Annotated in this window: 24 protein-coding genes; 19 read left to right on the top strand and 5 right to left on the bottom strand. The window is 72.3% G+C overall.

Going from position 1 to position 21,186, the window contains the following annotated elements:
* Positions 1 to 46 precede the first annotated feature (46 nt).
* Genes AB0B20_RS14390 through AB0B20_RS14380 form a run of 3 tightly spaced genes read left to right on the top strand, consistent with a single transcriptional unit; the run spans position 47 to position 2,975 of the window.
* Complete coding sequence (locus AB0B20_RS14390) at positions 47 to 811, top strand: ABC transporter ATP-binding protein (protein ID WP_357381994.1); 765 nt, start codon at positions 47 to 49, stop codon at positions 809 to 811.
* Positions 796 to 2,484 carry an ABC transporter permease gene (locus tag AB0B20_RS14385; protein WP_357381996.1) on the top strand — a complete coding sequence of 563 codons (1,689 nt, stop codon included), beginning with the start codon at positions 796 to 798 and terminating at the stop codon, positions 2,482 to 2,484. The genes AB0B20_RS14390 and AB0B20_RS14385 overlap by 16 nt, the downstream gene beginning before the upstream one ends.
* Complete coding sequence (locus AB0B20_RS14380) at positions 2,484 to 2,975, top strand: SRPBCC family protein (protein WP_357470760.1); 492 nt, start codon at positions 2,484 to 2,486, stop codon at positions 2,973 to 2,975. Before AB0B20_RS14385 ends, AB0B20_RS14380 begins: the two co-directional genes overlap by 1 nt.
* 21 nt (positions 2,976 to 2,996) lie before the next feature.
* Here AB0B20_RS14380 and AB0B20_RS14375 read toward each other — a convergent pair whose 3' ends face one another.
* Complete coding sequence (locus tag AB0B20_RS14375) at positions 2,997 to 3,254, bottom strand: hypothetical protein (RefSeq protein WP_357382000.1); 258 nt, start codon at positions 3,252 to 3,254, stop codon at positions 2,997 to 2,999.
* 56 nt (positions 3,255 to 3,310) lie between these two features.
* Between AB0B20_RS14375 and AB0B20_RS14370 the strand changes: the two genes are divergently transcribed.
* The 12 genes from AB0B20_RS14370 to AB0B20_RS14315 all read left to right on the top strand — a co-directional run bounded on the left by AB0B20_RS14370 (position 3,311) and on the right by AB0B20_RS14315 (position 15,155).
* Positions 3,311 to 3,844 (top strand): flavin reductase family protein, encoded by a 534-nt coding sequence (locus tag AB0B20_RS14370; protein ID WP_357382002.1) that lies wholly within the window; start codon positions 3,311 to 3,313, stop codon positions 3,842 to 3,844.
* A 238-nt stretch (positions 3,845 to 4,082) separates the two neighbouring features.
* Complete coding sequence (locus AB0B20_RS14365; RefSeq protein WP_357382004.1) at positions 4,083 to 4,451, top strand: DUF485 domain-containing protein; 369 nt, start codon at positions 4,083 to 4,085, stop codon at positions 4,449 to 4,451.
* Positions 4,429 to 6,102 (top strand): cation acetate symporter, encoded by a 1,674-nt coding sequence (locus tag AB0B20_RS14360; protein WP_357382006.1) that lies wholly within the window; start codon positions 4,429 to 4,431, stop codon positions 6,100 to 6,102. The genes AB0B20_RS14365 and AB0B20_RS14360 overlap by 23 nt, the downstream gene beginning before the upstream one ends.
* Positions 6,103 to 6,169: 67 nt before the next feature.
* The gene (locus AB0B20_RS14355) at positions 6,170 to 7,147 is read left to right on the top strand and encodes an NAD-dependent epimerase/dehydratase family protein (protein WP_357382008.1); all 978 of its coding nucleotides are present in this window, start codon (positions 6,170 to 6,172) and stop codon (positions 7,145 to 7,147) included.
* A gap of 74 nt (positions 7,148 to 7,221) precedes the next feature.
* Positions 7,222 to 8,469: an LCP family protein gene (locus AB0B20_RS14350; protein ID WP_357382010.1), complete on the top strand. Its 1,248-nt coding sequence runs from the start codon at positions 7,222 to 7,224 to the stop codon at positions 8,467 to 8,469.
* Positions 8,470 to 8,672: 203 nt separating this feature from the next.
* Positions 8,673 to 9,884, top strand: coding sequence for an LCP family protein (locus AB0B20_RS14345; protein ID WP_357382012.1), 1,212 nt, complete (start codon positions 8,673 to 8,675; stop codon positions 9,882 to 9,884).
* 176 nt (positions 9,885 to 10,060) lie between these two features.
* On the top strand, positions 10,061 to 10,999 hold the full coding sequence (locus tag AB0B20_RS14340; protein ID WP_357470756.1) for an LCP family protein: 939 nt from the start codon (positions 10,061 to 10,063) through the stop codon (positions 10,997 to 10,999).
* 28 nt (positions 11,000 to 11,027) lie between these two features.
* Complete coding sequence (locus AB0B20_RS14335; RefSeq protein WP_013289303.1) at positions 11,028 to 11,363, top strand: rhodanese-like domain-containing protein; 336 nt, start codon at positions 11,028 to 11,030, stop codon at positions 11,361 to 11,363.
* 16 nt (positions 11,364 to 11,379) lie between these two features.
* Positions 11,380 to 12,171: a glycerophosphodiester phosphodiesterase family protein gene (locus tag AB0B20_RS14330; RefSeq protein WP_357382017.1), complete on the top strand. Its 792-nt coding sequence runs from the start codon at positions 11,380 to 11,382 to the stop codon at positions 12,169 to 12,171.
* A gap of 76 nt (positions 12,172 to 12,247) precedes the next feature.
* Positions 12,248 to 13,702, top strand: a complete 1,455-nt coding sequence (locus tag AB0B20_RS14325; protein ID WP_357470752.1) for an ATP-binding protein — start codon at positions 12,248 to 12,250, stop codon at positions 13,700 to 13,702.
* A 65-nt stretch (positions 13,703 to 13,767) separates the two neighbouring features.
* Positions 13,768 to 14,184 (top strand): ATP-binding protein, encoded by a 417-nt coding sequence (locus AB0B20_RS14320; RefSeq protein ID WP_357382299.1) that lies wholly within the window; start codon positions 13,768 to 13,770, stop codon positions 14,182 to 14,184.
* Between the two features lie 86 nt (positions 14,185 to 14,270).
* Positions 14,271 to 15,155 (top strand): DUF5926 family protein, encoded by an 885-nt coding sequence (locus tag AB0B20_RS14315; RefSeq protein ID WP_357470749.1) that lies wholly within the window; start codon positions 14,271 to 14,273, stop codon positions 15,153 to 15,155.
* Between the two features lie 10 nt (positions 15,156 to 15,165).
* Here the strand turns inward: AB0B20_RS14315 and AB0B20_RS14310 are convergent, their stop codons facing one another.
* Positions 15,166 to 16,380, bottom strand: coding sequence for an arginine deiminase (locus AB0B20_RS14310; RefSeq protein ID WP_357470746.1), 1,215 nt, complete (start codon positions 16,378 to 16,380; stop codon positions 15,166 to 15,168).
* A gap of 162 nt (positions 16,381 to 16,542) precedes the next feature.
* Here AB0B20_RS14310 and AB0B20_RS14305 point away from each other — a divergent pair, with 162 nt between their 5' ends.
* The 4 genes from AB0B20_RS14305 (at position 16,543) to pheA (ending at position 19,464) form a co-directional block, all read left to right on the top strand.
* Entirely contained in the window at positions 16,543 to 17,280 is a 738-nt protein-coding gene (locus tag AB0B20_RS14305) for a hypothetical protein (protein ID WP_357382025.1), read from the top strand.
* Between the two features lie 144 nt (positions 17,281 to 17,424).
* Positions 17,425 to 17,874, top strand: a complete 450-nt coding sequence (locus tag AB0B20_RS14300; RefSeq protein ID WP_013289310.1) for a hypothetical protein — start codon at positions 17,425 to 17,427, stop codon at positions 17,872 to 17,874.
* An 83-nt stretch (positions 17,875 to 17,957) separates the two neighbouring features.
* Positions 17,958 to 18,500 (top strand): hypothetical protein, encoded by a 543-nt coding sequence (locus AB0B20_RS14295; RefSeq protein ID WP_357470742.1) that lies wholly within the window; start codon positions 17,958 to 17,960, stop codon positions 18,498 to 18,500.
* A 10-nt stretch (positions 18,501 to 18,510) separates the two neighbouring features.
* Positions 18,511 to 19,464 (top strand): prephenate dehydratase, encoded by a 954-nt coding sequence (pheA, locus tag AB0B20_RS14290; protein ID WP_357382030.1) that lies wholly within the window; start codon positions 18,511 to 18,513, stop codon positions 19,462 to 19,464.
* Between the two features lie 42 nt (positions 19,465 to 19,506).
* Here the strand turns inward: pheA and AB0B20_RS14285 are convergent, their stop codons facing one another.
* From AB0B20_RS14285 to AB0B20_RS14275, 3 genes are all read right to left on the bottom strand, one after another.
* Positions 19,507 to 20,226 (bottom strand): AIM24 family protein, encoded by a 720-nt coding sequence (locus tag AB0B20_RS14285; protein ID WP_357382032.1) that lies wholly within the window; start codon positions 20,224 to 20,226, stop codon positions 19,507 to 19,509.
* A 95-nt stretch (positions 20,227 to 20,321) separates the two neighbouring features.
* Positions 20,322 to 20,666 carry a metallopeptidase family protein gene (locus tag AB0B20_RS14280; RefSeq protein WP_176722904.1) on the bottom strand — a complete coding sequence of 115 codons (345 nt, stop codon included), beginning with the start codon at positions 20,664 to 20,666 and terminating at the stop codon, positions 20,322 to 20,324.
* A gap of 88 nt (positions 20,667 to 20,754) precedes the next feature.
* Positions 20,755 to 21,183 carry an OsmC family protein gene (locus tag AB0B20_RS14275; protein ID WP_354866593.1) on the bottom strand — a complete coding sequence of 143 codons (429 nt, stop codon included), beginning with the start codon at positions 21,181 to 21,183 and terminating at the stop codon, positions 20,755 to 20,757.
* Positions 21,184 to 21,186 lie beyond the last annotated feature (3 nt).

The raw sequence follows: 21,186 nt of genomic DNA, 5'->3' as shown, positions 1-21,186 counted from the left end.
CCTGCCGCCCGAGCAGCCGCTGGCCGGAGCCCGATACGGTCGGACCATGACCGATCAGCACGCGGCGCTCTCCCTTCGCGGTCTGGCCAAGCGCTTCGACACCAAGGTCGCGGTGGCGGGCGTCGACCTCGCCGTGCCGACCGGCTCGTTCTACGGCCTGCTCGGCCCGAACGGCGCGGGCAAGACCACCACCCTCTCCATGGCCGTCGGCCTGCTGCGGCCCGACGCGGGTGAGGCGCGGGTGCTCGGGTACGACGTCTGGGCCGACCCGGTGCGCGCCAAGAGCCTGCTCGGTGTGATGCCGGACGGCGTACGCCTCTTCGACCGACTCAGCGGGGCGGAGCTGCTGGCGTACCACGGTCTGCTGCGTGGCATGGACCCGGCGGTGGTCGACCAGCGGGCGGCGGAGCTGCTCGACGTGCTGGCGCTCTCCGACGCCGGCCGCACGCTCGTGGTCGACTACTCGGCGGGCATGAAGAAGAAGATCGGGCTGGCCTGCGCGCTGCTGCACGGTCCGCGCCTGCTCGTGCTGGACGAGCCGTTCGAGGCGGTCGACCCGGTCTCGGCGGCGCTGATCCGCGACATCCTGCACCGGTACGTCAGCGGTGGCGGCACGGTGATCTTCTCCAGCCACGTGATGGAGGTGGTCGAGCGGCTCTGCTCCCACGTCGCGATCCTGGCCGAGGGCCGGATCAAGCAGGTGGGCACGCTGGCCGAGGTGCGCGGCGACCGGTCGCTGGAAGACGTCTTCGTGGAGGTGGTCGGCGGCCGGACCGCGACCGGCGAGGAGCTGTCGTGGCTGTCCCGGTGACCGTCCCCGAGCGGCCGGCCCGGCGCGTGTCACCCTGGCACTTCGTCCGGCTCAAGCTGCGGGTGCTCGGCAACAACTTCCGGGGTCAGACCTGGCGGATCGCACTGTTCGTCCTCGGCCTGCTGTTCGGGCTCTGGTTCGCCGCCGTCGGGTTCTTCCTGCTCGCCGCGCCAGGGCTGGCCGACGAGTCCCGGTACGCGCTGATGGTCTCCGCCCTCGGTGGTGGCCTGCTGACGCTCGGCTGGCTGCTCCTGCCGCTCGTCTTCTTCGGCGTTGACGAGACGCTCGACCCGGCCCGGTTCGCGCTGCTGCCGCTGCCGCGCCGCACCCTGGTCACCGGCCTGCTCGCCGCCGCCCTGGTCAGCGTGCCGGCCCTGGCGACGGCGATCACGGCAGCCGGGCTGGTGGTCACCGCCGGTGCGCTCGGCGGCTGGGCGGCCGCCCTGGCCGGCGCGCTCGGCGTGGTCGTCGGGCTGCTCGTCTGCCTGGCCGGCGCCCGCGCGCTGACGAGCGCGTTCGCCACCATGCTGCGCTCCCGCCGGGTACGCGACCTGGCCGCCGTGCTGCTGGCCGTGCTGGCCGCACTGCTCGGGCCGCTGCAGTTGCTGGTGCTCGCGGCGGTACGGCAGACCGACTGGGGCCGGCTGGACGGTGTGGCCCGGGTGGTCGGCTGGACGCCGTTCGGCGCACCGTGGACCGTCGGTCTGGAGGTGGCCCAGGGCCGGGCCGGCGCGGCGGTGGTGAAGCTGCTGATCGCGCTCGCGACGCTCGGCGTACTCCTGTTCTGGTGGTCCCGGTCGCTGGAGACGGCGATGGTGGGCGCGGCGAGCAGCGGCCCCGCGCGGACGCCGCGCGGCGTGACCGGCGGCGCGGTCACGCAACTCTTCCCCCGCGCGGTGGGCTGGGCCCGGCGGGACCGGTTCGGCGCGCTCGTCGCCCGCGAGTGCCGCTACTGGTGGCGGGACGCCCGGCGGCGGGCCAACCTGATCACCGTGGCCGTGGTCGGTGTGTTCGTGCCGCTGATGGTCAACCTCGGCGGCGTGTCGTTCACCACCGAGGGCGGGGCGGAGTTCGGTGGCGGTGATTCCTCCCCGGCGCTGGTCAGCCTTTCCATGATCTTCGTCGGGGCGCTCGCGTCGTTGACGCTGGCCAACCAGTTCGGCTTCGACGGCAGCGCGTACGCCGCGAACCTGGTCGCCGGGGTGCCCGGCCGGGTGGAGCTGCGGGCACGGATGGCCGCGTTCTCGATCTACGTGCTGCCGATGCTCGTCGCGATCGCGATCGCGCTGGCCGTCATCCTCGGCCGGCCCGGATGGCTCGGCGTCATGGGTGGCGCGTTGATCGCCTCGTACGGCTGCGGGCTCGCGATCAACGCGTACGTCTCGGTGTTCGGCGCCTACTCGCTGCCCGAGTCGAGCAACCCGTTCGCCATGAACAGCGGTGCGGGTTTCACCAAGGGCCTGCTCACCCTGGTCTCCATGGTCGTCTCGGCGGTGGCGGCGGTGCCGTTCGTGGTGGCCGCCGCGCTGCTCGGCGACGTGTGGCTCTGGCTGGCGCTGCCGGTCGGCCTGGCGTACGGCGGGGGCGCGGCACTGCTGGGGGCGTACCTGGCGGGGGACACACTCGATCACCGGCAGCCGGAGCTGCTGGCCGCTGTCACCCCGAGGCGCTGATGCCCGTCGTCGAAGCGGTCACCACGGTCCCGGTTCCCCCGGAGCTGGCGTTCGCCGTCTCCCAGACCACCGCCCCGGTGCGGTACCGCTGGGATCCGTTCGTCCGCGAGCAGCACTTCGTCGACGGCGCGACGCGGCCCGGCCGGGGCGTGCGGACGTACACCCACTCCCGGCACGGACTGGTCATGGTCAGCGAGTACGTCTCCTGGTCACCACCGACGAACGTCGGCATGAAGATGGTGCGCGGACCGTGGTTCTTCGAGCGGTTCGGCGGCGGCTGGCGCTTCGCGCCCGGCCCGGAGCCCGGCACCACGCTCGCGACGTGGCGGTACAACTTCCGCTGCCGCCCCGCGTTCCTGCGCCCGGTCGCCGAGCGGATCGGGCAGTGGTTGCTCGGGCGCGACATCCGCCGCCGGATCGCCGGGTACGCGGCCGGCTGCGCCGACCCGGAGGTGCTGGCCGCCGCCCGCCGGCTGCTCGCCGACGACTGATCCGCGCGCCCCCGGCCGCCGTCAGGCGGTGCGGCGCATCACCGCGTAGACGGCGGGACCCTCGGAGAGGGCGAGCACGTTCACCAGATCCCAGCCGTAGTTCGACAGGTGCTCGACCGCCGCCAGGAGCAGCGGTAAGCCGCTTCTGCCCCACCTGTGCCGGGTGACGATCATCAGGTGCCGGTGCGGATAGGCCCGGAGATCGACCTGGCCGCCGAGGACGGCGTCGGCGTCGACCGTCCGTTCCTGGGCGATCTGGTGCGGGGGGATCAGCGACATGCCCGGCAGGGTAGGCGCCGGCGTCGAGCCGCGCCCGGGCCGGACCGGGCGGCACAATGTTTCACGTGAATCCAGAGCCGGGCGCGCAGATCCATTCCACCGACCCGTTCGCGGCACCGGCCGCGCAACGTTCACCGGTACGCCGGCTGCGCGGGCGGCTGGCCGCCCCGGTGACGCTCTGGACCGCGCCCGGCCCGGCCGGGCTGACCGTCTCGTCCACGCTCGTCGCCGAGGGCGAGCCGGACCGGCTGCTCGGGTTGATCGATCCGGAGTCGGACCTGTGGGCGGCGGTCGAGGACGCCGGGCGGTTCGCGGTGGCCGCGCTGGGCCCGCGGCACCGGCAGCTCGCCGACCGCTTCGCCGGGCTGTTCCCGTCCCCCGGCGGCCTGTTCGCTCTGGACGCCTGGACCGAGACGCCGTACGGCCCGGTGCCGGCCGACGCCGGCGGGTGGGCGGGCTGCCGCCTCGACACCGCCCGGGAGTACGGCTGGAGCCTGCTGATCGAGGCGACCATCGAATCGGTGGATCTGCCCCGGGACACCCCTCCGTTGCTCCACTACCGAGGCCGCTACCACGACCTCCCCGGCTGACCCCCCAGCTCCGTCGATCATGAAGTTGACGGCGCTCGGCGTCCGATTTGTCGCCGTCAACCTCATGATCGGCCGGGTGGGGGTGACCGGTTAGCGGAGTGATGTGGGTCACTGGGCGCAGTGGGGGTGCCGTTCGGCGCAACCGTTCGCCGCCGGGCGGCGGAGCCTTCCGGGGCCGGGAGCGCGCTCTCTACGGTGCGCGAAACTCCCCACGCCTTGCGAAGGTGGTGATCCACAGATGTCCACGGACACACCCGCGTCCGCACCCGCCGAGTCGGCGGCGGAACGGTACCTCGCCGTCCAGCGGTCGGACGAGTTCGCCGGGTTGCGGCGCACGCTGCGCGGCTTCGTCTTCCCGATGACCGTCGCGTTCTTCCTGTGGTACGCGCTCTACGTCATCCTCTCCGCGTACGCGCGGGGATTCATGGGCACGAAGCTGATCGGCAACATCAACGTCGCCCTGGTCTTCGGCCTGCTCCAGTTCGTCTCCACGTTCCTCATCGCCTGGTTCTACTCGCGGTTCGCCAACCGCCGGATCGATCCGGTCGCCGACCGGATCCGCGACGAGATGGGGGAGGTGACCCATGAACACGGTCCTCGCGGCTGAGGCGGGCAGCACCACCGCCCGGAACCTCACCATCACGCTGTTCCTGGTCTTCGTGGCCATCACGCTGGCGATCACCGTCTGGGCCAGCCGGCAGACCAAGACCGCCACCGACTTCTACGCCGGCGGCCGGTCCTTCTCCGGCTTCCAGAACGGCATGGCGATCGGCGGCGACTACATGTCGGCCGCGTCGTTCCTCGGCATCGCCGGCATCATCGCGCTCTACGGCTACGACGGCTTCCTCTACTCGATCGGCTTCCTGGTCGCCTGGCTGGTGGCGCTGCTGCTCGTGGCCGAACTGCTGCGCAACTCCGGCCGGTACACGATGGCTGACGTACTCGCGTTCCGGATGCGGCAGCGGCCGGTGCGGACGGCGGCGGCGGTCTCCACCATCACCGTGTCGATCTTCTACCTGCTGGCCCAGATGGTCGGCGCGGGCGCGCTCGTCGCCCTGCTGCTCGGCATCAAGCCGGACACCACGTTCCTCGGCATGGACGCCGACACCGCCAAGGTCGCCACCATCATCATGGTCGGTGCCCTGATGATCATCTACGTGACGGTCGGCGGCATGAAGGGCACCACGTACGTACAGATCGTCAAGGCGTTCCTGCTGATGGGCGGCGCGCTGGCGATGACGCTGCTGGTGCTCGCCAAGTACAAGTTCAACCTGTCCTCGCTGCTCGGCGACGCGGCCAGCGCCTCGGGCAAGGGAGCGGCGTTCCTCGAACCCGGGCTGCGCTACGGCGTGGAGACACCCGGCGACGCGCTGAAGACGTTCTACAGCAAGATGGACCTGCTCTCGCTGGGCATCGCGCTGGTCCTCGGCACGGCCGGCCTGCCGCACATCCTGATCCGCTTCTACACCGTGCCGACCGCGCGGGCGGCCCGCAAGAGCGTGCTCTGGGCGATCGGCATCATCGGCACCTTCTACCTGCTCACCCTGGCGCTCGGCTTCGGCGCGGCGGCGATCGTCGGCGGGTCGGAGATCACCGCGCAGGACAAGGCGGGCAACACCGCGGCGCCACAGCTCGCCGAGAAGCTGGGCGAGCAGTTCCTCGGCGGGGACCTGGGCGGCGCGACACTGCTGGCGATCATCGCGGCGGTCGCGTTCGCCACGATCCTCGCGGTGGTCGCCGGGCTGACCCTGGCGTCGTCGTCCAGCCTGGCGCACGACTTCTACGCCAACGTGATGAAGAACGGGCAGGCGTCGGAACGGCAGGAGGTGACTGTCGCCCGGGTCTCCGCGCTGGTGATCGGCGCGGTCTCGATCGTGCTGTCGATCTACGCGCAGAACCTGAACGTGGCGTTCCTGGTCGCGCTGGCGTTCGCGGTCGCCGCGTCGGGCAACCTGCCGGCGATCCTCTACAGCCTGTTCTGGAAGCGGTTCAACACCTCGGGCGCGGTCTGGGCGATCTACGGCGGCCTGCTCGCCGCCGTGGTGCTCGTCTTCTTCTCGCCGGTCGTCTCCGGCGTGCCGACGGCGATGTTCCCCGACCACGACTGGCACTGGTTCCCGCTGTCGAACCCGGGCATCATCTCGATCCCGTTCGGCTTCCTGTGCGGCTGGCTCGGCACGATCCTGTCGAAGGAGAGCGACGAGGAGAAGTACGCGGAGCTGGAGGTGCGCTCGCTCACCGGAGCCGGCGCGCACTGATCACCACCGTCGAGCGGGGTCCCTGCCTTACGCGGGGGCCCCGCCTCGCGTGTATAGGCTGACCGCCATGAAGGTCGCTCCCCGCTTCGGTACCGGACACCGCATCCTCGTCACCGGCGGCGCCGGTTTCGTCCCGTCACACCTGGTCGACCGGCTCGTCGAGCGCGGCTGCACCGTCGTGGTGCTGGACAACTTCGTCACCGGGTCCAAGGACAACGTGGCCCACCTGCTGGACAAGCCGACCTTCACCCTCGTCGAGGCGGACATCTCCGAAGGCCTGCCGCAGCACCCGGCGATGGCCGAGCGGTTCGACGCCATCCTGCACATGGCGTCCCCGGCCAGCCCCACCGACTTCGAGAAGCTGCCGGTGGAGATCCTCCGGGTCGGCTCGGTAGCCACGCTGGCGCTGCTGGAGCGGGCCACCGACGACGGCGCGCGGTTCCTGATGGCCTCCACCTCCGAGGCGTACGGCGACCCGAAGGAGCACCCGCAGCGCGAGACGTACTGGGGCAACGTCAACCCGATCGGCATCCGGAGCGTCTACGACGAGGCGAAGCGGTTCTCCGAGGCGGCCACCATGGCCTACCACCGCAGCCGGGGCACCGACACGGCGATCGTGCGGATCTTCAACACGTACGGCCCCCGGATGCGACCGGACGACGGCCGGGCCATCCCGACGTTCATCTCCCAGGCGCTGCGCGGGGAGCCGATCACGGTGCACGGCACCGGCAACCAGACCCGGTCGATCTGCTACGTCGACGATCTGGTGCGCGGCATCCTGCTGCTGCTGGACTCGACCGAGACCGGGCCGATCAACTGCGGCACCGAGCACGAGATGTCGATGCGGCAACTGGCCGAGACGATCGTGTCACTCACCGGAAGCACGTCCGAGGTGAGCTACATCACTCGTGCTTCCGATGACCCGGAGATGCGCCGCCCGGACCTGACCCTCGCCCGCGAACTGCTCGGATACGAGCCGAGCGTCACGCCCGAAGACGGCCTCCGACGCACCATCGAGTACTTCCGCGAGCGTCTCGGGTACTGAACCCGCCGAGGACGCGGCTGACATCGGCGCGCGTACGAGGGCGTCGGTGGCCCGGCCGACCTACCCTCGGTTACATGTCAGCGACCTCGTCTGCCGGCGCCCCGCTCCCCCGACACCTGAACCGGGGCGCGGGCCGCGCCCCGGTTCCCGGCTCCGGCCGGGCCGCCACCGGGCGTGCCCGGCCCTCGGAAACCAGGTGGTACCCCGCGCACGACGAGGCGCCCCGCTCCGGCGGTCCCGGCGGCCCGGCGGGCCCGGCCGGTCCCGGTGGTCCGGGCGGCGGCGGTCCGGGTGGGTCCGGCCGGCGTGGTCCCCGGCCGCGCTGGGGGCGCATCGGCCTGGTGGCCGGCGTGGCGGTGCTGGTGCTGGCGCTGCTCGGCGGCCTCGGCGCCTGGTTCTACGCCCGCAACCTGGACGACGACCTGGCGCGTACCGACCCGTTCGCCGGGATCACCGGGGGACGGCCGGCCAAGCAGGTCGAGGGCGCGTTCAACATCCTGCTCGTGGGCAGCGACTCGCGGGACCCGGACGCCCCTGTCGACGGCTCGGGCAAGTGGCGCGCGGACACCGTGATCGTCATGCACATCCCGGCCGACCACAAGAGCGCCTACCTGGTCTCGGTGCCGCGCGACCTGTACGTGCCGATCCCGGAGAGCGCCGGCGCGTCCTGCGACTCCGGCTCACGCAACAAGATCAACGCGGCGTTCGCGTTCGGCGGCCTGCCGCTGGCGGTGAAGACCGTGGAGTGCTTCACCGACGTACGCATCGACCACGTCATGGCCATCGACTTCGGCGGCTTCAAGGAGGTCACCGACGCGCTGGGCGGGGTCGACCTCAAGGTGGAGCGGACCATCACCTCGATTCACAAGCCGTACCGGACGTTCACCAAGGGCGTGAACCACATGAACGGCGCCGAGGCGCTGGACTGGGTCCGGCAGCGCAAGCAGTTCCCGGACGGCGACTTCGCCCGGATGCGGCACCAGCAGGAGTTCCTGAAGGCGCTGATGGACAAGGCGGCGAGCACCGGGACGCTCACCAACCCGAAGAAGCTGAACGACTTCCTCAAGGCGGTGACCGCCGCCGTCACGGTCGACCAGGGATTCTCGTTGACCGACATGGCAGTGCAGTTCCGCAGCCTGCGGGGCGAGAACCTGACGTTCGTCACCAGCCCGCACCTGGGCGGCCAGACCATCGACGGCCAGTCGGTGGTGGTGTCCGATCGGGAGAAGGCGCTGGCGATGTACAAGGCGATCGCCGCGGACCGGATGGCCGAGTGGATGCAGGCCAACCAGAAGGGTTCGGGCGACAGCGCGGGCGGCTGACGCCGGCACGGCACGACCTGTGTCGCGTGCTGGATCCTCGCCACCACGGAGGCCAACCGCCGACCGGCTCCTTACTCCTGCCCGTTCGGCCACACCCCGAGGATGTTGGCCGGGATTGACGGGAATTGCCGCCCGACGAGGTCGCAGAAACGAGAACCAGTACGTAAAGTGGTCCCGCCCCCGATCCCCGAGCTGGAGCACGCATGTCGGTCCAGACCAGCCGTCGCACCCACTCACCGGCACCCGGGTCATCCGGGCGGGTTCCTCCGGTCATCCCCACACAGCCCGGTTCCGGCGGTCGCGGTCCCGGCGGTGGCAAGAAGAAGCGCACGAAGCGCAAGGACCCGCTCTGGGCGAAGCTCACGCTCGTGCTCGGCGCCGTGCTGATGGTGACGAGCGGCGTGGCGATCGTCGGCAGCAAGGCGGTCATCGGCCAGGCCACCAACAACATCGCCCAGCGCAACCTGCTCGGCGAGGCGGGCAAGACCGAGGCCGAGGGTGGCAACAACCTCGAAGGCCCGATCGACATGCTGCTGCTCGGCGTGGACGCGCGGGCCCGCTGGGCCGCCGACGACGTCCGGGCCGACACGATCATCGTGCTGCACATCCCGGCCAGCCACGACCAGGCGTACCTGATCTCGATCCCGCGTGACACCGAGGCGCACATCCCGGCGTCCGACAACGGCTTCAAGGGCGGCACCGACAAGATCAACGCTGCCTTCCAGATCGGCGCGCGCAACGGCGGCGGCTGGGAGGGCGGCGCCCAGATGATGGCCAAGACCATCAAGGGGATGACCGGGATCAGCTTCGACGGGGCCGCGATCATCAACTTCGGCGGCTTCAAAAACGTCATCGACGAGCTCGGCACGGTGCGGATCTGCGTGACCGAGGAGGTCTCCTCCCTGCACATGTCGTACGTCGACGGCAAGCCGATGTGGAACGCGGACGCCAAGAAGACCGGCAAGGCGCGCAAGCCGGTGACGTACAAGAAGGGTTGCCAGGAGATGGAGGGCTGGCAGGCGCTGGACTACTCCCGGCAGCGCAAGACCCTTCGCAACGGCGACTACGACCGCCAGCAGAACCAGCAGCAGCTGATCAAGGCGATGGCCAAGAAGGCCTCCGAGAGCGGCACGCTGACCAACCCGATCAAGCTGAACGGGCTCATCAAGGCGGCCGGCAAGGCGTTCGTGCTGGACACCGGCGGCGTGTCGATCGAGGACTTCATCTTCACGATGAAGGGTGTGACCGGCAACGACCTCGTCACCCTGCGGACCAACGGCGGCACCTTCAACGGCAACGGCAACAACCGCGAGGTGCTCAACCAGCTCAGCATGGACATGTTCCAGGCGGTCAAGGACGACAAGCTGGCCGAGTTCGTGGTGAACAACCCGGACGTCCTCTCCACCCGTAAATGACGCTCTGACCTGCGCGAAAGCGATACCGGTCGGCCGATCCCCCCGTAGCCTGACGTGAGCGGGTCTCATGTCGCGGCTACGGGGGGATCGTCACGTCCAGGCCAGCACGGAACCGACGCGGGCGGGGTGGACCCGCCCGCCGGGCCCGGTTCCTGCTCGGCGCCGGGCTCGCCCTGGTGCTGCTGGCCACGCTCGGCGTCGCCGGTCTGCACTGGCTCACCTCGCGCTACGACCGCACCGTCGCCAAGGAGCAACTGCTCGACCCGGCCGCCCGGAAGAAGCGGACAGACCTGGACGGCGCACTCAACTACCTGCTGATCGGCTCGGACCACCGGCCCGGCGCGAGCCCGGAGGACCAGCGCTCCGACAGCATCCTGATCGTGCACGTACCGGCCGGGATGCGGCAGGCGTACCTGATCTCCGTGCCGCGCGACCTGCTGGTGGCGCTCCCCGCCGCGCCCGGATTCCCCGGCGGCCAGGACAAGGTGAACGCCGCGTACGAGCACGGCGGCGGCGGTGAGGGCGGCGCGCGGCTGCTCAGCACCACCCTGAGCCGGCTCACCGGGATCCGCTTCGACGGCGCGGCGCTCGTCGACTTCTCCGGCTTCAAGCAGGTGATCGACCAGCTCGGCGGCATCCGGATGTGTGTGGACACGCCGGTGCGCTCGATCCACACCCAGCACCAGTTCGACGCCGGCTGCCAGCAGATGGACGGCGCGCGGACGCTGGACTACGTACGGCAGCGCTACGACCTGCCCGGCGGCGACTACGACAGGCAGCGGCACCAGCAGCAGATGCTGCGGGCGATGGTCGACCGGGCCGGCCAGACGCGGCTGCGCGACGACCCGGTCAAGCTGGACCGGGTGCTGCGCGCGGCGGGCGGGGCGCTGACCGTGGACACCAACGGCGTACCCCTCGGCGAGCTGCTGTTCGCGCTGCGCGGCCTGCCCGCGGACGCCCTGCGCGGGGTCCAGGTGCCCTCCTACCCGCAGACCATCGACGGCGTCTCGTACGTGGTGCTCGACGACGGTGGCGCCGGGCTGTTCGCCGCGCTGCGCGACACGCGGGTGCCGCAGTGGGCCGGCGCGAATCCGCGCTGGGTCAACCGGCTGTGAGCGGCTCGGGCGACTAGGCTTGGTTACCGTGTTCGGAGCCTCACTACCCAGCGTCCCCGCGTCGGCCGTGCCCGACGACGTCTACCTGCTCGACGTCCGGGAGGACGACGAATGGGCCGCCGGCCACGCGCCGGCCGCCCATCACCTGCCGATGACCGAGCTGCCCGCCCGGATCGCCGAGATCCCGCAGGACCGCGACGTGGCGGTGATCTGCCGCTCGGGCGGACGGTCCGCCCAGGTGGTCGGTTACCTCATGCGCAACGGCTGGGACCAGGTGCGCAACGTCGACGGAGGGATGGGCGACTGGGCCGCCGCCGGCCGTCCGGTGGTAACCGACGACGGGCAGCCGGGCCGGGTCGCCTGAAGTCGGTGACGCGTCCGTGACCGCCCCCCTGGTCTTCGCCCATCGCGGCGCCTCGTACGACCTGCCGGAGCACACGCTCGCCGCCTACCTGCGCGCCCTCGACGAGGGCGCGGACGGGCTGGAGTGCGACGTCCGGCTGACCCGCGACGGGCATCTGGTCTGCGTCCACGACCGTCGGCTGGACCGCACCAGCAACGGCCGTGGGCTGGTCAGCGCGCGTACGCTCGCCGAGCTGGAGGCGCTCGACTTCGGCTCCTGGCACCGCGCCGCGACGCTCGCCGAGGACGACGTGCGGCTGGACGAGTCGCACACCCGGCTGCTCACGCTGGAACGGCTGCTCGACGCGGTGCTGGCGGCCGGGCGGCCGGTCCGGCTGCTGATCGAGACCAAGCACCCGTCGCGCTACCGGGGCGACGTGGAGCGGCGCCTGGTCGAGATGCTGCGCCGGTACGGGCTGGCCGAGCCCCGCCCGGACGATCCGGTCCAGGTGACCGTGATGTCGTTCTCGCCGCTCGCCGTACGCCGGGTCCGGGAACTCGCGCCGGCGCTGCCCACGGTGCTGCTGCTGGAGGTCCTGCCCCGCCTGCTGCCGCTGGGCCGGCTGCCGTTCGGCGCCCGGATCGCCGGTCCCGGCGTGGATCTCGTCCGGGCCCGCCCGCGCCTGGTCCCCGCGCTGCGCGCCGCCGGCAATTCGGTCTACGTCTGGACCGTCAACGAGCCGGAGGACCTGGAACTCGTGCTGGAAGCGGGCGTGGACGGGGTGATCACGGACCGGCCGGCCCGCGCGCTGGCCCGGTTGGGCCGGTGAGTCCCGTCGATCGGTACGGGGGACGGTCGACCGGCCGGGGGTGTCCCGGACGCGGACGGCGCGGCACACTCGGGACATGCCGGAGCGAACCGACTACCCCGCCTTCATCGCCGGCCACACCGCAGTGATCAATATGATCAACTCCGGCGAGTCCGGTCTCGCCGTGCTCACCCGACTCCTCGGCGAGGTCCAGCCGGCGGTCGGCGCGGCCGGCCTGGTCTTCGTGGAGTTCACCCCGGCCGGCGGACGGGTCGTCGCCGCGACCGGCAGCGCCGAGTTCGTCCTCGGCCGCCCGCTGCCCGCCACCGACCCGGCCACCGTCTGCCTGCTCGCCGGCCCGCCGGTACGGGAGGTCCGGGTCGACGCGATCCCCGGTGCGCTCGCCGACGAGGTCGCCGGCCGGGGCCTCTGCCGGATGATCGTGGCGCGCGCCGAGATCGGCGGGCTCACCGTCGGCAGCCTGCACGCGCTCTACCCGCTGGGCGAACCGCTGCAACCCTCGCAACGCGCCGTCATCGGCTACATCGCCGCCTGCGTCGCCCACATGTACGGCGACCAGACCGGCCTGCCCGTACACGGGGACGGCCCGGTCGTGGCGGCGCTCGCCGACGGCCTCGCGGTGGTGGACCGGGACGGCCGGGTCCGGCTCTGGAACCCGGCCGCGGTACAGGTGACCGGCCGGCCGGCGGACGAGGCGCTGAGCCGCCCGCTGCCGTTCCCGCTGCCGCCGCCCGGCCAGGTGCTCGACCACCGGCTGCCGGACGGCCGCTGGCTGCGGATCACCTCCGGCGAGCTGCCCGGCCCGAACGCGCTGCGCGTGGTCACCTTCCGCGACACCACCGACCAGCAGCGGCGCGACCACGACCGGGACCTGTTCGTCGCGGTGACCAGCCACGAGCTGCGTACCCCGGTCACCGTCATCAAGGGGTACGCGGACACGCTCACGGACCACTGGGACTCGCTGAGCGACGGCGACCGCAGGCAGGCCGCCCGGATCATCGGCCAGCGCGCGAACGAGCTGGCCCGCCTGGTCGACCGGCTGCTGACCGCCGCCACCGAGAACCGTCCCGGCGGTGAGCCGGCCGCGCCGTTCGACCTGGTCGACGCGCTGCGCGCGGCGGTGACCGACCTGCCGGCCGACGTCCGGCACCGGGTCGTGCTCGACCTGCCCGCCGACCTGCCGAAGGCGCTCGGCGACCGGCACAGCCTCGCCACTGTGCTCACCGAACTGGGCACCAACGCCGGGAAGTACTCGCTGCCGGACACGCCGATCGAGATCACCGCCGAGGCGAACGAGCGGACCGTCTCGTTCCGGGTGGCCGACCGGGGCATCGGCATCCGCCCGGAACACGTGGAGCGGGCCTTCGAACGGTTCTGGCAGGGGGAGTCCGGCGACCGCCGCCGCTATCCCGGCGCCGGGCTCGGCCTCTATCTCGTCCGCCAGATCGTTGAACAGCAGAATGGATGGGTATCCCTCCGGCCCAGAGCCGGTGGCGGTACGGTCGCAGAGGTGCGGCTGCCCCGGGGCTGACCCGGGGCGCTCACGGGCGGGGAAGGAACGACGTGTCGACTGGTCCGGCCGAACGGTCGTGGTGCGTGGTGGTGCCCCACGACGCCACCGGCGCGCGCCTGGCCCGGCACCGCCTCGCCGACGAGCTGACCGGCGTCGTACCCCCGGTCCTGATGGCCGACCTGGTCGCGGTCCTCGCCGAACTGGTCGGCAACGCGGTCCGGCACGCCGACGCCCTGCCCGGCGGCGTGGTGCGGGTCGCCTGGCGGCTGCGTCCGACCGAGCAGGGGCCGAGCATCGAGCTGCGGGTCACCGACGGCGGTGCCGGTGCCGGCCCGTGCATGCGTACCGCCTCGCCGGACGCGGCCGACGGGCGTGGGCTGCACATCGTCGCCGGGCTCGCCAGCGGCTGGGGGGTGGAGCGCGACGGTCTGGGCCAGAGCGTGTGGGCCCGGTTCGACCCGGTCCCGGCGCATCGGACGGACCTGGTCGCCGCGGGCTGACCGGCGCGACAGCCGGGTCCGGCCCCCACCGCCGGGGCCCGGCATCTAGGCTGTCTCGCCATGGGCGAGCGGAGCGGAGCGGGCGCATGAGCAAGCGTCGGAAGAACCAGCGGGCCGTCGAGGCCACCCCGAAGCGGGAGAAGGTGCGCGACGTCTTCGTGCCCCGGCCGTTCGAGGGCCTGGCCGACGAGCCGGAGTGGATCGCCCTGCGCGAGCTGGTCCCGGCCGCGTCCGCGCCGCTGCGGCTGACCCCGGAACTGATCGAGGAGTACGGCGACCGGCCGGTCACGCTGGCCACCGTGCTGCCGATGGCCGCCCCGGCGATGACCAAGCCGGACGGGCGGGTCTTCATCGGCCTGCAGCGGCACCAGCAGTCCGGCGACGTCTCCCGCGACCTGGCCGACGCGCTGATCTCCGCGCTGCGTACCGAGCCGGGCGGCCAGGTGAGCGTGCCACCGCTGCCCGGGCCGGGCCCCCGCCTCCAGGACATCCTGGTGGACGGCCCGCTGGAGATCACCATGCACGACGGGTTCGACTTCTGGCTCGACCCGGGCGCCGCCGACGACCCGAACGTGCAGGCGTCCCTGGAGCGGGCCAACTCGGCGATCTACCCGACGGTCAAGCTGGCCGCCGCGCGGGCCGCGTACTGGTGCCAGGTGCCGGAGAAGGCCCACGTGCGCCTGGTCCTGCCGGAGGACGAGGACGCCGCGCTGGACGCGCTGTCCCGGCTCGCCGCGGCGGGCGCGCTGACACTCGGCGACGACACGAAGTTCGCTGGCATGTTCCGGGCACACGGACGGCTGGCGCCGGTCTGGGACCTGCCGGAGGACACCCCGGCCGCCGAGTGGGAGGCGCCGGTGGCGGAGTTCGCCAAGCGCTACGCCGAGGCGGTGGCGGAGCGGGAGCCGCTCGACGCGGCCGGCCGCCGGGCCCGCCAGGGCCTGCTCGGCCGCCAGCTGACGCTGCGCTGACGGCTCCGGGTCAGGCGGCCCCGCCCTTCTCCCGCACCAGCGGGCAGGACATACAGCGCGGGCCGCCCCGCCCGGAGCCCAGTTCCGACCCGGCGATGGCGATCACCTCGATGCCGGCGCGTTCCAGTTGCGCGTTGGTCTCCACGTTGCGCTCGTAGCCGACGCAGAGCCGGGGCGCGAGCGCGAGCGTGTTGTTGCCGTCGTCCCACTGCTCGCGTTCGGCGGTGACCGGGTCGAGGCCGGTGTCGATCACGCGGAGCTGGTCGAGGTCCATCGCGTCGGCGGCGGCCCGCAGGAACGGCGCCGGCCCGTCGACCCGCAGGTCGTCGCCGTCCGCGCCGGCGATGACCGTGTACGCGGACAGCTCGTGGGCGACGTTCGGGTACATCAGCACGGCGTCCACGTCGACCATCGTGCAGATCGTGTCCAGGTGCATGGTGGCGCGTTCCTGCGCGATCGGCACCACCAGGATGGTGTGTGCCAGTCCGGCCGCGAACACCTGCCGGGCCAGCCGTTCCGCACCGGCCGGGGTGGTGCGCTCACCGACACCGACGGCGAGCACTCCCGGCGCGAGCAGCAGCACGTCGCCGCCCTCCAGATGCTCCAGCCGGGGGTGGTAGACGAACTCGGTGCCGGCGAAGCGCGGGTGGTGGCGGTAGATGGCGTCGGTGAGCGTGGTCTCCCGCCGCCGGGCCGGCATGGCCAGGCTGGTCACACCGACCCGGTCGCCGATCCAGACCGACGAGTCGCGGGTGAACAGCAGGTTCGGCAGCGGGTCGATGACGAAGTCGTGCCGGTTCATGAGCGTCCAGACCAGACCGCCGGGGCGGTCGGCGCCGAGCCGCAGTTCCTCGTGGGCGAGCCCGGCGGTGAGCACGTCGGCCAGCCCGGCCGGGTCGAGGTACGTCAGATGGTCGGCGACCCGGCGCCGCAGGGTGTGGCCGAGCCGGCGGGACCGCAGCACCTGCTCGGTCAGCTCGGCCCGGGCGTCTGCCACGGCGAGCGTCTCGACCAGCAGGTCGACCAGATAGAGCACCTCGACCCCACGGGACCGCAGCGCCGCCGCGAACGCGTCGTGCTCCTCCTGCGCGCGTCCCACCCACGGGATAGCGTCGAACAGGAGACTGTCGTTGTTGCGTGGGGTGAGGCGGGCCAGTTCCGGTCCCGGGCGGTGCAGCAGCACCGTCCCGAGTCGGGCGACTTCGCTGTCCACATAGTGGGTCACTCCCGCAGCCTAGGGCAGGCTTGCGCAGCATCCGGAAAAGAAGTGTGAATGAATATGGCATTCATCCGCACTCACTCCGGCGGTCCAACTTGCCGAGCCCCCGGGGGCGCAACGTAGGGTAGTGGAGACATAACTTCGAGAGACCTTTTGCCGGAGGTCGCGATGACTGTCTTTCCCGCTCGTCGAGCCGTACCGAGCAGGGCACTGCCGCCCCGCACGGTGCCGCACTCCCGGGTCGAGCCCACCTCGGTGCTCGAGCCGGCCCGACCGACTCCATTGGAGTGGGCCCGGCGTCGCCGGGCGGAGCGGGGGGCCCGCCGGTTGGAAGCGGCAGGGGCCCGCGCCCTGGGCCAACTCGACCACCTCGGTCCCGCCTGGCACGTCATCGAGTGGCCCCGGACGGATCCGGCCGACATGCTGCTCGACCGCGACGGCGACGACCGGGCCGGGTTCCTGGCCATCGGCCCGAGCGGCTTGTTCGCGGTCACCATCGCCGACCACGGCCGGGCCCGGGTGCTGGTGGCCGGAGACGTGGTCCAGATCAACGGCAAGCGCCCGCCGTACGTGGCGGAGGCACGCCGGGACGCCAAGCGCGCCAGCAAGGCCCTCTCCGACGCGGTCGGCCTGCCGATCCCGGTCACCCCGGTGCTGACGTTCGTCGGCTCCGGGGTGATCAGCGTCTACGGCCTGCCGAAGGACTGCCTCATGGCCACCCACCGCGAGCTGGACCGCCTGCTCGTGGCCGGCGGGAACCGGATCAGTCCGGCCACCGCCGAGAAGCTCTCCCGCGTCGCCCAGGCGCCGGCGACCTGGTTCAACGGCACGTACCGTCCATCCGCCGACTACCGGTGGTATGACGAGGGCCGAACGGCCGCTGACAAGCGGGCCGCCCGCCGGTAACGTCTCCGGCGACGCCACGCGGCCCCCGGCACCGCCCCCGACTGGTTCCGTCGGTCCGCGCCGTCGCCGGCCGCCCGGCAGCCGATGCTTCCGCCGCACCGACCGGCTAGCGTGGACAGACCGTCGGTGTACATAGGAGGCGCGGTGGCCCACGTCGAACTCTCACTCTCGGAAGTGTTCGCGCCCGCGGCATCCACCGAGCAGGAGTCCGACAACTTCGGGCAGTGGTCCGGCATGGTCTCCCGGGCCGCCGAGCCGTGCCTGCTGATCGACGCCGGCACCACTGTGGTGGCGATCTCCTCGTCCGGCTGCGACCTGCTCTGCCTGGGCGCCCCGGAGGACGTCATCGGCCTGCCGCTGCTGGAGGGTGGCCTGCGCCTGGTCGACTTCACGGCCAGCCCGAGCGAGCTGACCGAGCAGGAGACCGACAAGATCCCGCCGTTGCTGGCGCTGCACTCCGGGCGGCTCGCCCGCGGCCTGCTGCGCGTGCAGGGGCCCGGCTCCGACGCCGGCCGGACGGTCGACGCCATCTCCACGCCGGTGCTCACCGACGGCGCGGTGGCCGGCTCGCTCACCTTCCTCTCCGCGGTCTGACCGGCGACGAGAGCCACGCCCTTCACCCGGGCCGGTCATCCTCCTACGATGGCCTCGGCCCCACCACACGACGACATCCCTCGATGCCCGAGGACGCCCCCGTGCCCCGCACCCCACAGCCCCGACGCCGCCACCGCCCGCTGGCACTGCTGACGCTGCTCGCCCTCGCCGCCTGCGGCACACCACCCGAACTGCGCGCACCACCACCCGCCGCGGCCACGCCCGTACCGGCCCCGACGGCGTCCGCCACGCCGACCCCGAGCGCCACCCCCACCCCACCGGCGCCCGTCCTCCCGCCCACGCTCTCCCCGTCCGTGCCGTCGTCGGCGGCGCCCTGCCGGGGGCGGCCCTCCGGCGACCGGATCGTCGCGCTGCTGCGCGGCTCCGCAGGCGTGCTGCCCCGCGACGTCCGGGTCACGGTGGCGACCGGTCCGCTCTGCGCCGACGGTTGGCAGTACACCGTGCTGACCGTCCCCGGGCACGAGGAGTTGCAGGTGGTCACGCGCGGCGAGACCGGCACGCCGAGGCTGGTCACCGCCGGCACCGACGTGTGCGGCATCGAGGTGCGGACCGTGGCGCCGGCCGGCATCCGTACCCTGGCCTGCGACGGCACGCCGGGTGCGTAGGCTGGTCGGCATGCCGGGAACACCGCCGACCCGCTTCGTCTACCTGGGCCCCGAGGGCACCTTCGCCGAGCAGGCGCTGCGCACGGTGCCCGCCGCCGAGCGCGGGGACCGCACACCCGCCCGCAGCGTCGGCGAGGCGCTCGACGCGGTACGCGCCGGAGAGGCGGACGCGGCACTGGTGCCGCTGGAGAACTCCATCGGCGGCGCGGTCGGGGTGACGCTCGACGAACTGGTCGAGGGCGACCCGCTGGTGATCACCCGCGAGGTGGTCCTGCCGGTGGAGTTCGTGCTGGCCGCCCGCGCCGGCACCACGCTGTCCGACGTCCGCGCCGTCGCGGCCCACCCACAGGCGTCCACCCAGTGCCGGGGCTGGCTGCGGGAGCACCTGCCCGACGCCACAGTGGTCGACGTGCTCTCCAACGGCGCCGCCGCGGCCGGGGCGGCCGGCGGCGAGTACGACGCCGCCATCTGCGCCCCGATCGGCGCGAGCCGGCACCGGTTGGCGGTGCTCGCCGACAAGATCGCCGACCACTCGGACGCGGTGACCCGGTTCGCGCTCGTGGCCCGCCCCGGGCCGCCCCCGCCGCCCACCGGCGACGACCTCACCTCGCTCGCGGTGTTCCTCGCCCACGACCGGGTGGGCGCGCTGCTCGCGGTGCTGATGGAGCTGGCGGTACGCGGCGTGAACATGACCCGGATCGAGTCCCGCCCCACCGGCGAGGCGCTCGGCCGTTACGTGTTCTTCCTGGACTGCGCCGGGCACGTCGCCGACGTACGCCTCGGCGAGGCGTTGCAGGGGCTGCGCCGGGTCTGCGCCGACGTGCGGTTCCTGGGGTCGTACCCCCGGCACCGCTGGAGCACGGCGGGTGGCCAGCCGACGCCGGTGCCGCCCGGGCTCACCGACGCCGACTACGCCGACGCGGCGGCCTGGGTGGCCCGGCTGCGGGCCGGAGAGCTGAGCTGACCGGCCCGGGGCGACCTCGGCGGACACCCCGGGCACCGGAGGTCACTGCAGCAGGCCGCCGAGCACGCCGCCCTGCTGCTGGGAGCCGCTGCCGGCCACCGGAGGCTCCTCCGAGGGCTGGACCACCACGAAGCCCTGCCCGGCGAAGCTCATCGTGAACGCCTCGCCGGTGCTGCGGCCGAGCAGCGTGCCGAGGCCGAGCTGCTCGGCACGGTGGTAGCCGGTCTGGAGGTTCGCCGACCAGCAGACCGCCGCCTGCGGGTCCACGTACGTCGGCGCGTCCACGTTCAGCACCACCGGGGTGCCCTTTGTGGTGATGGCGATCCGGCCGTGCCCGGTGAAGACACAGTTGAACAGGCCGGAGGAGGACGCGAAACCGGCGCCGCCGACCATCTTGATGTCGTACTGAAGGGTCGGGTCGAACGCCAGCACGCTGGAGCCGTTAATGGACAGCGCGTCGCCCGGCTCCAGGTCGATGATGTGCACGTCCTTGGCGAAGTCGGCGAGGAACACGTCACCGCGGCCGGAGAGCTTCATCAGCGGCACGCCCTCACCGGTGAGCCGCTGCTTGATGAACTTGCCGATGCCGCCGGAGCCGAGCGCCTGGAACTGCACCTGCCCCTGGTAGGCGACCATCGAGCCGACGCGGGCCATCGCCTCGCCGTTCAGCTCGATCTTCAGCATCTTGGCGTTCTGCAACCGCATGCCCGGCTGCTGGGACTCCTTCTCAAGGTTCTCCGCGGAGAACAGCGCGCTGCGCATGGGTTTTCCTCCCGCATCAGGTTCTGCCTGATCCGCAGGTTAGGGGACCGGCGCAACCGCCGGGACCAGCCGGGCGGGGACGCGCCGGAGGCCGGTCAGCCCCAGCCCAGGGCGTGCAGCCGCTCGTCGTCGATGCCGAAGTGGTGGGCGATCTCGTGCACCACGGTCACCGCCACCTCCTCGACGACGTCGTCGTCGGTGTCGCAGATCGCCAGGATCGGGTTGCGGTAGATCAGGATGCGGTCGGGCAGCACGCCTGAGTAGTCCCAGCCGCGATCGGTGAGCGCGTGCCCCTCGTACAGGCCGAGCAGGTCCTCGCCCGGCGGCGGGTCGTCCTCCACCAGGATGACCACGTTGCTCATCAACCCGAGCAGTTCCTCGGGCACCTCGTCGAGCGCCTCGCCGACCAGTTCCTCGAACCGGTCCCGGCTCATCTCCACGGCCACGCGGCCCGGTCACTCCCTCCGGTCGGGCACACCGCACGGCGAGGGCGTCCCGCGGGACACCCTCGCCGTGCCGTGCGCGATGTCAGGCCAGACGGGCGTTCAGCGTGATCTGCGCGCCCGGGGACAGCAGCCGGGAGATCGGGCAGTTCTCCTTGGCCGCCTCGGCGAGCTTGGTGAACTCGGTCTGGTCGATGCCCGGGACCTGGCCGACGGTCTCCAGGTCGATGCGGGTCACCGTCATGCCGGCGTCGGTCTTGTCGAAGTGCACCTTGGCGGTGGTCTCCACCGCCGACTCCTGGGCGCCGGCGTCGGCGAGCTGCTTGGAGAGGGCCATCGAGAAGCAGCCGGCGTGCGCGGCGCCGATCAGCTCCTCGGGGTTGGTGCCCTCGCCCTCCTCGAAGCGCGACTTGAAGGAGTAGTTGCCGGACAGGCCGCCCTTGCCGGTGCGGACGGTGCCGGACCCCTCGGTGAGGTTGCCCTGCCAGCGAGCGGATGCGGTACGGATAGGCATGGC

Origin of the sequence: Micromonospora sp. NPDC049151 (genome assembly GCF_040648395.1) — a bacterium.
GTDB lineage: Bacteria > Actinomycetota > Actinomycetes > Mycobacteriales > Micromonosporaceae > Micromonospora.
Note: the sequence above shows the minus strand (reverse complement) of the source record. Positions and strands in the feature narration are given on the sequence as shown.

Bases quoted from the DNA above. Each gene is read 5' to 3' on its own strand.
- AB0B20_RS14390 (WP_357381994.1), top strand. From the start codon at position 47: ATGACCGATCAGCACGCGGCGCTCTCCCTTCGCGGTCTGGCCAAGCGC.
- AB0B20_RS14380 (WP_357470760.1), top strand. From the start codon at position 2,484: ATGCCCGTCGTCGAAGCGGTCACCACGGTCCCGGTTCCCCCGGAGCTG.
- AB0B20_RS14375 (WP_357382000.1), bottom strand. From the start codon at position 3,254: ATGTCGCTGATCCCCCCGCACCAGATCGCCCAGGAACGGACGGTCGAC.
- AB0B20_RS14370 (WP_357382002.1), top strand. From the start codon at position 3,311: ATGTTTCACGTGAATCCAGAGCCGGGCGCGCAGATCCATTCCACCGAC.
- AB0B20_RS14365 (WP_357382004.1), top strand. From the start codon at position 4,083: ATGTCCACGGACACACCCGCGTCCGCACCCGCCGAGTCGGCGGCGGAA.
- AB0B20_RS14360 (WP_357382006.1), top strand. From the start codon at position 4,429: ATGAACACGGTCCTCGCGGCTGAGGCGGGCAGCACCACCGCCCGGAAC.
- AB0B20_RS14355 (WP_357382008.1), top strand. From the start codon at position 6,170: ATGAAGGTCGCTCCCCGCTTCGGTACCGGACACCGCATCCTCGTCACC.
- AB0B20_RS14350 (WP_357382010.1), top strand. From the start codon at position 7,222: ATGTCAGCGACCTCGTCTGCCGGCGCCCCGCTCCCCCGACACCTGAAC.
- AB0B20_RS14345 (WP_357382012.1), top strand. From the start codon at position 8,673: ATGTCGGTCCAGACCAGCCGTCGCACCCACTCACCGGCACCCGGGTCA.
- AB0B20_RS14325 (WP_357470752.1), top strand. From the start codon at position 12,248: ATGCCGGAGCGAACCGACTACCCCGCCTTCATCGCCGGCCACACCGCA.
- AB0B20_RS14315 (WP_357470749.1), top strand. From the start codon at position 14,271: ATGAGCAAGCGTCGGAAGAACCAGCGGGCCGTCGAGGCCACCCCGAAG.
- AB0B20_RS14305 (WP_357382025.1), top strand. From the start codon at position 16,543: ATGACTGTCTTTCCCGCTCGTCGAGCCGTACCGAGCAGGGCACTGCCG.
- AB0B20_RS14295 (WP_357470742.1), top strand. From the start codon at position 17,958: ATGCCCGAGGACGCCCCCGTGCCCCGCACCCCACAGCCCCGACGCCGC.
- pheA (WP_357382030.1), top strand. From the start codon at position 18,511: ATGCCGGGAACACCGCCGACCCGCTTCGTCTACCTGGGCCCCGAGGGC.
- AB0B20_RS14285 (WP_357382032.1), bottom strand. From the start codon at position 20,226: ATGCGCAGCGCGCTGTTCTCCGCGGAGAACCTTGAGAAGGAGTCCCAG.
- AB0B20_RS14275 (WP_354866593.1), bottom strand. From the start codon at position 21,183: ATGCCTATCCGTACCGCATCCGCTCGCTGGCAGGGCAACCTCACCGAG.